The sequence below is a fragment of the Rhodoferax lacus genome (assembly GCF_003415675.1).
Lineage (GTDB): Bacteria > Pseudomonadota > Gammaproteobacteria > Burkholderiales > Burkholderiaceae_C > Allorhodoferax > Allorhodoferax lacus.
Window position 1 is genome coordinate 39,270 of the sequence record NZ_QFZK01000026.1, and the last position, 6,537, is coordinate 45,806.

The following is a 6,537-nucleotide window of genomic DNA, read 5'->3' on the forward strand; positions in this document are numbered from 1 at the left end:
TGTTGTTTTACTTATGCAAACCGTGCGGTCCACTGGCGCAGATTGTCGGCGCTGGCAGTGGCGCCGCCACACACAATAACCACGATGTCCTGAAAATCTGCAAGGGCTTCGGGCTGGCCGTAGGCCACGGCCAATGCTGCACCGCAGGCGGGCTCCACCAGCAGGCGGTGGTCGTCCAGAAAACGGGTGCAGGCGGCCACGGCTTCCTTGTCGGACACCAGCAGGCTGCGCACCCGGCCGCTTTGGCCGAGTTCAAAAGCGCGCTCGCACACCTGGCGTGCGCCCAGCGAAGTGGCGATGCTGGTGATGGCTTCCAGCTCCACGCGTTGCCCGGTATGCATGCTCTGGTGCAGCGATGCCGCTCCCTCGGTCTCTACCGCCAGCAGTGGCACATCGCCCCAGCCGTTGCGCTCCAGTCCCTCGGCCACCCCGGCCAGCAGGCCGCCCCCGCCCACGGCCAGGAGGACGGCGCCGGGCTTGCGGCCGGTGGCGGCCACCTCGTCCACCAGGGTGGCGTGGCCACGCCACAGCAGCGGGTTGTCAAAGGGATGCAAGAACGCGTCGGTGTCGCCCAGCAGGGACTGCGCCAGGGCGTTGGCTTCCTGCCAGCTAGCACCGTGCACGATCACCTCAGCATCTTCGTGCTGCAGCAAGTCTTTGGCGCGCTCCGAGGTCGTGGCGGGCACGACCACCGTAACGGGCACGCCCAGCAACCGCCCGGCATAGGCCACGGCCAGACCCGCATTGCCGCCTGAGGAGGAGACAAAGCGTTTGGCGCCAAGCTGCGCATAGTGCTCGCAGGCCAGGCCGATGCCGCGGATCTTGAAGGAGCCGGGCGGTTGCAGGGCTTCGAGCTTGAGCCAGACCGGGCGGCCCGCGGTGCGGGACAGCGGGGCAGACACGATGAGTGGGGTGGGAATATGCAGGGGCATGGTGTTTAAAGCGAGGCCACGCCGGCAATGCAGGTGACCGAGTCGCCGCCCACCCAGACCTGGCCACTGGCGTCCTGCTCGATATAGACGCGGCCAGCGCGGCCTATGCACGTGCCTTGGGCGGCCACGTAACGCGTGGGCGCATGGCCCTCGGCGATCAGCCATTGCGCCAGGCTGGCATTGAAGCTGCCGGTGATCGGGTCTTCGGCCACTGCCAGGTCGCTGACGAACATGCGTACCTCTACGCTCGGTTCGTCCTCCGCCTCGCTGTGTTCTGCCATGGTGTTGCCGCCAAAAGCCCGCGCCTCGCGGTTGGAGCGCCGTATCAGGCCAGTCTGCGGCCCGGCAGCTGCCACCGCCGCCACGCCCACGCCACTGCATCCGGATTGGGCCAGCACAGCCTTGAGTGCAGAAAAATCCGGGGCGAGTTCCAGCACGCTGTCGGCGCTGTCGAGCAGCAGGCCAAAGTGCGAGGGACCGTTCACCAGGCGCTGGCTGGCAAGTACCTGATGCGGCTGCAGGCCCAGTGCGACGAGCAGAGAAGGCTGCAAGTCGCTGGCAATGTCCTGGCGCTGCAGGGCGGGCGCGGCAAAGGCCAGGCGCGTGCCCGCGCGGCGTATGCGCACCAGGCCCACCTTGCATTGCTGCACGATGCAGTCCGCATCGCGCGGCACGCCGCCGCGCTCCAGCCAGGCGTGGCAGCTGCCCAGCGTGGGGTGGCCGGCGAAGGGCATCTCGTAGGCAGTGGTGAAGATGCGCACCTGGTAGTCGGCACCTTCCGCTGCCGCCTCGGGCGTGGGCGGCAGGATGAAGGTGGTCTCGGCCAGGTTGGTCCACATGGCAAAGCGCTGCATGTCGGCATCGGACACCTCAGCTGCGTCCAGCACCACGGCCAGGGCGTTGCCGTAGTAGGGCTGGGCCGTGAACACGTCCACCTGCAAAAAAGGGTGTAGGCGGGGCATGGGTGGCAGCCTTTCCTACAGCGCCTGCTGTTCCCGGATGGCCGCAGCCAGCGCTGCCACACCGCGGTGAATCTCTTCCACGCTGGGGGTCACAAACGACAGGCGCATGCTGCGCGCGTCCGGCTCACCCGCATAGAAGGGCGCGCCGGGCACAAAGGCCACACCCTTGTCCACGGCATGGGGCAGCAGGTCCACCGCATTCATGCCCACAGGCAGGCGCGCCCACAGGAACATGCCGCCTGCGGGTGCGTTCCAGGTGAGCGATTGCTCGGGCTGCGTGGCGGAGTCGGGGAAGTGCTGGGCCAAGGCCTGCAGCATCGCATCGCGCTGGCTTTTGTAGAGGGCGCGGATGGTGGGCACGTGGCGGCTCAAAAAGCCGTCCTGCATCACCTCATGGATCATGCGCTGGTTGAAGCCCGGGCTGTGCAGGTCGGCGGCCTGCTTGGCCTGCAGCAGCTTGGGGTACACAGCCGTGGGCGCCACGATAAAGCCCATGCGCAGGCCCGGTGCCAGCACCTTGGAAAACGAGCCCAGGTAAATGCCGCCAGCCGGATTGCGCGCTGTGAGCGAGGGCGGGGGCGGCGTGTCAAACCACAAGTCGCCATAGGGGTTGTCTTCCATCAGCGGCAGGCCCAGTTCGGCAGCGGTCTGGCTGAGTGCGGCGCGGCTGGCTTCGGTCATGGTGCGGCCGGTGGGGTTCTGGAAGTTGGGCAGCACGTAGAGAAAGCGCGCTGCCTGTCCGTTGTAGTGGGCTTTGGCACGCAGATCGGCCAGGTCCAGCCCCTCTGCATCGCTGGCCACGCTGATCACCTCGGGCTCCATGGGCGTGAAGGCCATCACCGCGCCCAGGTAGGTGGGCGACTCCACCAGCGCGCGGCTGCCTTTGTCCAGCAGCACCTTGGCCACCAGGTCCAGGCCTTGTTGTGAGCCGGTGGTGATCAGCACATTGGCCGGGCTCACATCCCAAGCCTGGCCTTGGGCTGCGGCCTGCTCGCTCAGCATGGCGGCCACGGTTTCGCGCAAGGGCGCATAGCCTTCGCTGGCGGCGTATTGCAGAGCACCTGCGGGATCGTCGCGCAGCACCTTGGCGCAGGCGGCTTCAAACTCGGCCACCGGAAAGGTCTTGGAAGAGGGCAGGCCACCGGCAAAGCTGATGATGCCGGGGCGCTCGGTGACTTTGAGGATCTCGCGGATTACCGAGGGGTTCATCCGGGCGGCGCGCTCGGACAAGGTCCAGGGGAAAGTGGGTTTGCTCATGTTCTTGTCTTGGGTGTTTGTTGTTGGCGTTGTCGGTACGGGGCTGCTGTTTATTGTCGCGGTATCGTCAGTGCATGAACATGGGAACCAGCGAGGCTACCAGCGCCAGGGCCATGGTGTTGTTGAAGATGCGCAGCTTCAAAGGGTCCTGCAGAAAACGGCGCATGCTGCTGCCAAACGCGGCCCAGCTGCCCACGCAGGGCAGGCCCAAGCCCAGAAACAGGCCACCCAGCATCAGCACCTGCGCCAGGCTGGCGTCCACCGGCAAGTAGGCGGTCATGGCCGTCATGCACATCACCCAGGCCTTTGGGTTAACCCACTGGAAGGCGGCTGCACCCCAAAAGCCCAGCGGCTGTGCGTTGCTGGCCACATCACCGGGCACCGTGCGCGAGGTGGCCAGCTTCCAGGCCAGCCACAGCATGTAGGCGCCGCCCACGTAGCGCAGGCACTCCAGCACCACCGGGTACTGGCCCAGCAGGCCATGCAGGCCCAGACCCACCAGCACCTGCATCAGGCTGAAGCCGATGCTGATGCCCAGCAGATGCGGCAGGGTGCGGCGCAGGCCGAAGTTCACACCGGAGGTCAGCACCATGGTGTTGTTGGGGCCGGGCGTGATCAGGCTGACCAGGGCAAAGAGGCTGGCGGCAAGCCACACTTCCTGGCTCATGGCGTGGCCTTTGCGGCAGGGGCCGGGTGCAGAACGGGTGCCGGGCTGGAAGCCAGCCGCTTGCCGAAAAACACCACCGCCACCACGCCCAGGGCAAAGCCCAGGGTGATGGGCTCCAGTACCTCGCCCAGCAGCGGCACGGCGGCCAGGATGCTGAAAAAAGGCTGCAGCAACTGCACCTGGCTCACGCGCAAAGCGCCCCCCATGGCCAAACCCCGGTACCAGGCAAAAAAGCCCGCCCACATGCTGAACACGCCCACATACACCAGGGCCAACCAGGCGCTGCTGTGGATGGGGATTGAGGGCCAGTTCAAGAGCGCACCCGGTACGCTGAAGGGAAGGGCCATCACACAGACCCAGCAAATCACCCGCTCGGCACCCAGCTGCGGCGTGACCTGCGCGCCAAACACATAGCCCATGGCGGCAGACAGAATGGCGCCCAGCAGCAGCAAGTCGGCCCACTCCAGCGCGAAGCCGCCCGCGTGTTGCGAGGCGCGCAGCAGCGAAAAAGCCACCACCATGGCCGCACCCAGCCCGGCGCAGACCCAAAAGCCCAGGCGCGCCCGCTGGTGCAGCACCCAGGCCGCCAGGGCTGCGGTGGCCAATGGCAGGAGGGCCGTGAACACTGCGGCATGGCCGGAAGAGACATGGCGCAGCGCGAGCCCCAGGCACAGCGGAAAGCCCACGGCATTACCCAGCATGGCCAGCAGCAAGGGCTTGCGCTGGGCCGCAGTGGGACGGGGCGAGCGTGTCATGCCCAGGAAAAGCAGCGACAGGCCGCCAGCCAGTGCCGCGCGGGCAAAAGTGATGAACCAGGCCGAGAGCTGCGGGTCTTCGGTGGGGCCGGTGGCAAGGCGCGTCATGGGCAGGGTGACGGCAAAGATGGCCACACCCAGAACACCCAGCCACATGCCTTTGGTTTCTTTTTTCATGGAGCGGCCGGTGTGGGCGTGGGGTGGGAATGCATGCGGTCGACTGTACGGGTAAAAACAACACAGTTGCAGTACAGTCAGGCTGAACATTTTCAAAACTGTATTGCCGATGGAACTGACACAAGCCCAACAGGAGGTCCCGTGGTGGCCAAGGTGATGAAAAGCAGCGCCCAGTCGCTCACCGAGCAGTTGGCAGCGCGCTTTGCCCAGCGCATACGCGACCGGCTGCTGGCGCCGGGTGCGCGCCTGCCCTCGGTGCGCCAGTGCGCGCAACAGCAGGGCGTGAGCCCCTCCACCGTGGTGGGCGCCTATGACCAACTGCTGGCGCAGGGCCTGGTGGAGGCACGGCGCAACCGCGGCTTTTTTGTGCGTGACAGCGTGCAGACGCCGGGCGAATACGCGCTGATGCAAAGCCAGACGCGGGCCCGGTTGGACGGGCAGGCGGACGGGCCAGAACAAGGGACTGGGCCGGGCGCATCAGCCCAGGGCGCTGTGAGCCCGCCGCGCGCGCCGCTCAACGCAACGGCGCTGATACGCGGCATGTTCCATGGCATCAGCGACAAGCCCCAGCCCGGCATGGGCGTGCTGCCGCAGGAGTGGCTGCAAACCACGTTTCTCGCCAGTGCCGTGCGGCGCTTTTGCAGCGCCAAGGAACTCAACGCCTTCTCACTGCAATACGGCGAGCCCGCGGGTGACGCCGGTCTGCGTCGGGCCCTGTCGCAAAGGCTCAAAAGCCTGGCGGTGCAGGCCGGGCCTGAACAGATCATCACCACCCTGGGCGCCACCCATGCGCTGGACATTGTCAGCCGCACTCTGCTGCGCGCCGGGGACTATGTGATGGTGGAGGAGCCCGGCTGGGCCGTGGAGTTTGCGCGCCTGGACGCTTTGGGCATGCGCATCCTGCCGGTGCCGCGGCGCTCCGACGGGCCGGACCTGGAGGTGATGGAGCGCTACGCCCAGGCGCACGCGCCCAAGCTGTTTGTGAGCGTGAGCGTGCTGCACAACCCCACTGGCTTTTGCCTCACGCCGGCCAGCGCGCACCGCATATTGCAACTGGCCAACCAGTACAACTTCCATGTGGTGGAGGACGACACCTACAGCCACTTTGCCTCGGACCATGCCACCCGGCTGTGCGCGCTGGACGGCCTGCAGCGCACCATCTACGTGGGCGGCTTTGCCAAGATCCTGGCGCCCAACTGGCGCGTGGGTTATATGGCCGCGCCCCCCAACCTGGTGGAGCGGCTGCTGGACACCAAGCTGCTGTCCACGTTGACCACACCCGCGCTCCTGGAAAAAGCCCTGGCCTGGTGTGTGGAGCAGGGCCAGATACGCCGCCACGCCGAGCGCATACGCCAGCGCCTGAACGGCGCGCGCAGCCGCAGCGTGGCTCTGGCGCAGGCGCACGGTTTTACTTTCGCGGCCGAGCCGGTGGGCCTGTTTGGCTGGGTGGAGACCGGGGTGGATACGGACGCGCTATCGCAGCGCATGCTCGATGAGGGCTATCTGCTGGCGCCCGGTGCGCTGTTCCACGCACGGCGCACGCCCAGCAGCCTGATGCGCATCAACTTCGCCACCACGCAAGAGCCGCTGTTCTGGAGCACGCTGCAGCGGCTCTGCGCCGAGTAATAGGTGCTTGGCAAGCATGGACGCCACGTCCCGCCGCCGGGCCAATGGAATGGACGCCCCCCTCGCATTAGCGGCATCAAAGTGCCAAAGTGAGGGGTGTGTTTTCAACCCTCTGAAGCGAAAGGAGCGTCCACCATGGAGATTACGACAATTGGTATTGA

Annotated in this window: 6 protein-coding genes; 1 reads left to right on the forward strand and 5 read right to left on the reverse strand. The window is 66.5% G+C overall.

The genetic code is table 11. The features are described from left to right. Positions 1 to 11: 11 nt before the first annotated feature. From DIC66_RS20990 to DIC66_RS21010, 5 genes are all read right to left on the reverse strand, one after another. On the reverse strand, positions 12 to 932 hold the full coding sequence (locus DIC66_RS20990) for a pyridoxal-phosphate dependent enzyme (protein ID WP_117180138.1): 921 nt from the start codon (positions 930 to 932) through the stop codon (positions 12 to 14). A 5-nt stretch (positions 933 to 937) separates the two neighbouring features. Beyond that, complete coding sequence (locus DIC66_RS20995; RefSeq protein ID WP_199534814.1) at positions 938 to 1,894, reverse strand: PhzF family phenazine biosynthesis protein; 957 nt, start codon at positions 1,892 to 1,894, stop codon at positions 938 to 940. A 15-nt stretch (positions 1,895 to 1,909) separates the two neighbouring features. Beyond that, positions 1,910 to 3,151: an aminotransferase-like domain-containing protein gene (locus DIC66_RS21000; RefSeq protein ID WP_117180140.1), complete on the reverse strand. Its 1,242-nt coding sequence runs from the start codon at positions 3,149 to 3,151 to the stop codon at positions 1,910 to 1,912. A gap of 67 nt (positions 3,152 to 3,218) precedes the next feature. Next, on the reverse strand, positions 3,219 to 3,818 hold the full coding sequence (locus tag DIC66_RS21005; RefSeq protein WP_117180141.1) for a LysE family translocator: 600 nt from the start codon (positions 3,816 to 3,818) through the stop codon (positions 3,219 to 3,221). Then, positions 3,815 to 4,750, reverse strand: coding sequence for a DMT family transporter (locus DIC66_RS21010; RefSeq protein ID WP_117180142.1), 936 nt, complete (start codon positions 4,748 to 4,750; stop codon positions 3,815 to 3,817). Before DIC66_RS21010 ends, DIC66_RS21005 begins: the two co-directional genes overlap by 4 nt. Before the next feature lie 156 nt (positions 4,751 to 4,906). On the opposite strand from DIC66_RS21010, the gene DIC66_RS21015 reads away from it, so the two are divergent. After that, positions 4,907 to 6,376: an aminotransferase-like domain-containing protein gene (locus DIC66_RS21015; protein WP_117180145.1), complete on the forward strand. Its 1,470-nt coding sequence runs from the start codon at positions 4,907 to 4,909 to the stop codon at positions 6,374 to 6,376. Positions 6,377 to 6,537 lie beyond the last annotated feature (161 nt).

Coding starts and splice junctions, on each gene's coding strand:
- DIC66_RS21015 (WP_117180145.1), top strand. CDS start 4,907: ATGAAAAGCAGCGCCCAGTCGCTCACCGAGCAGTTGGCAGCGCGCTTT.
- DIC66_RS20995 (WP_199534814.1), bottom strand. CDS start 1,894: ATGCCCCGCCTACACCCTTTTTTGCAGGTGGACGTGTTCACGGCCCAG.
- DIC66_RS20990 (WP_117180138.1), bottom strand. CDS start 932: ATGCCCCTGCATATTCCCACCCCACTCATCGTGTCTGCCCCGCTGTCC.
- DIC66_RS21000 (WP_117180140.1), bottom strand. CDS start 3,151: ATGAGCAAACCCACTTTCCCCTGGACCTTGTCCGAGCGCGCCGCCCGG.
- DIC66_RS21010 (WP_117180142.1), bottom strand. CDS start 4,750: ATGAAAAAAGAAACCAAAGGCATGTGGCTGGGTGTTCTGGGTGTGGCC.
- DIC66_RS21005 (WP_117180141.1), bottom strand. CDS start 3,818: ATGAGCCAGGAAGTGTGGCTTGCCGCCAGCCTCTTTGCCCTGGTCAGC.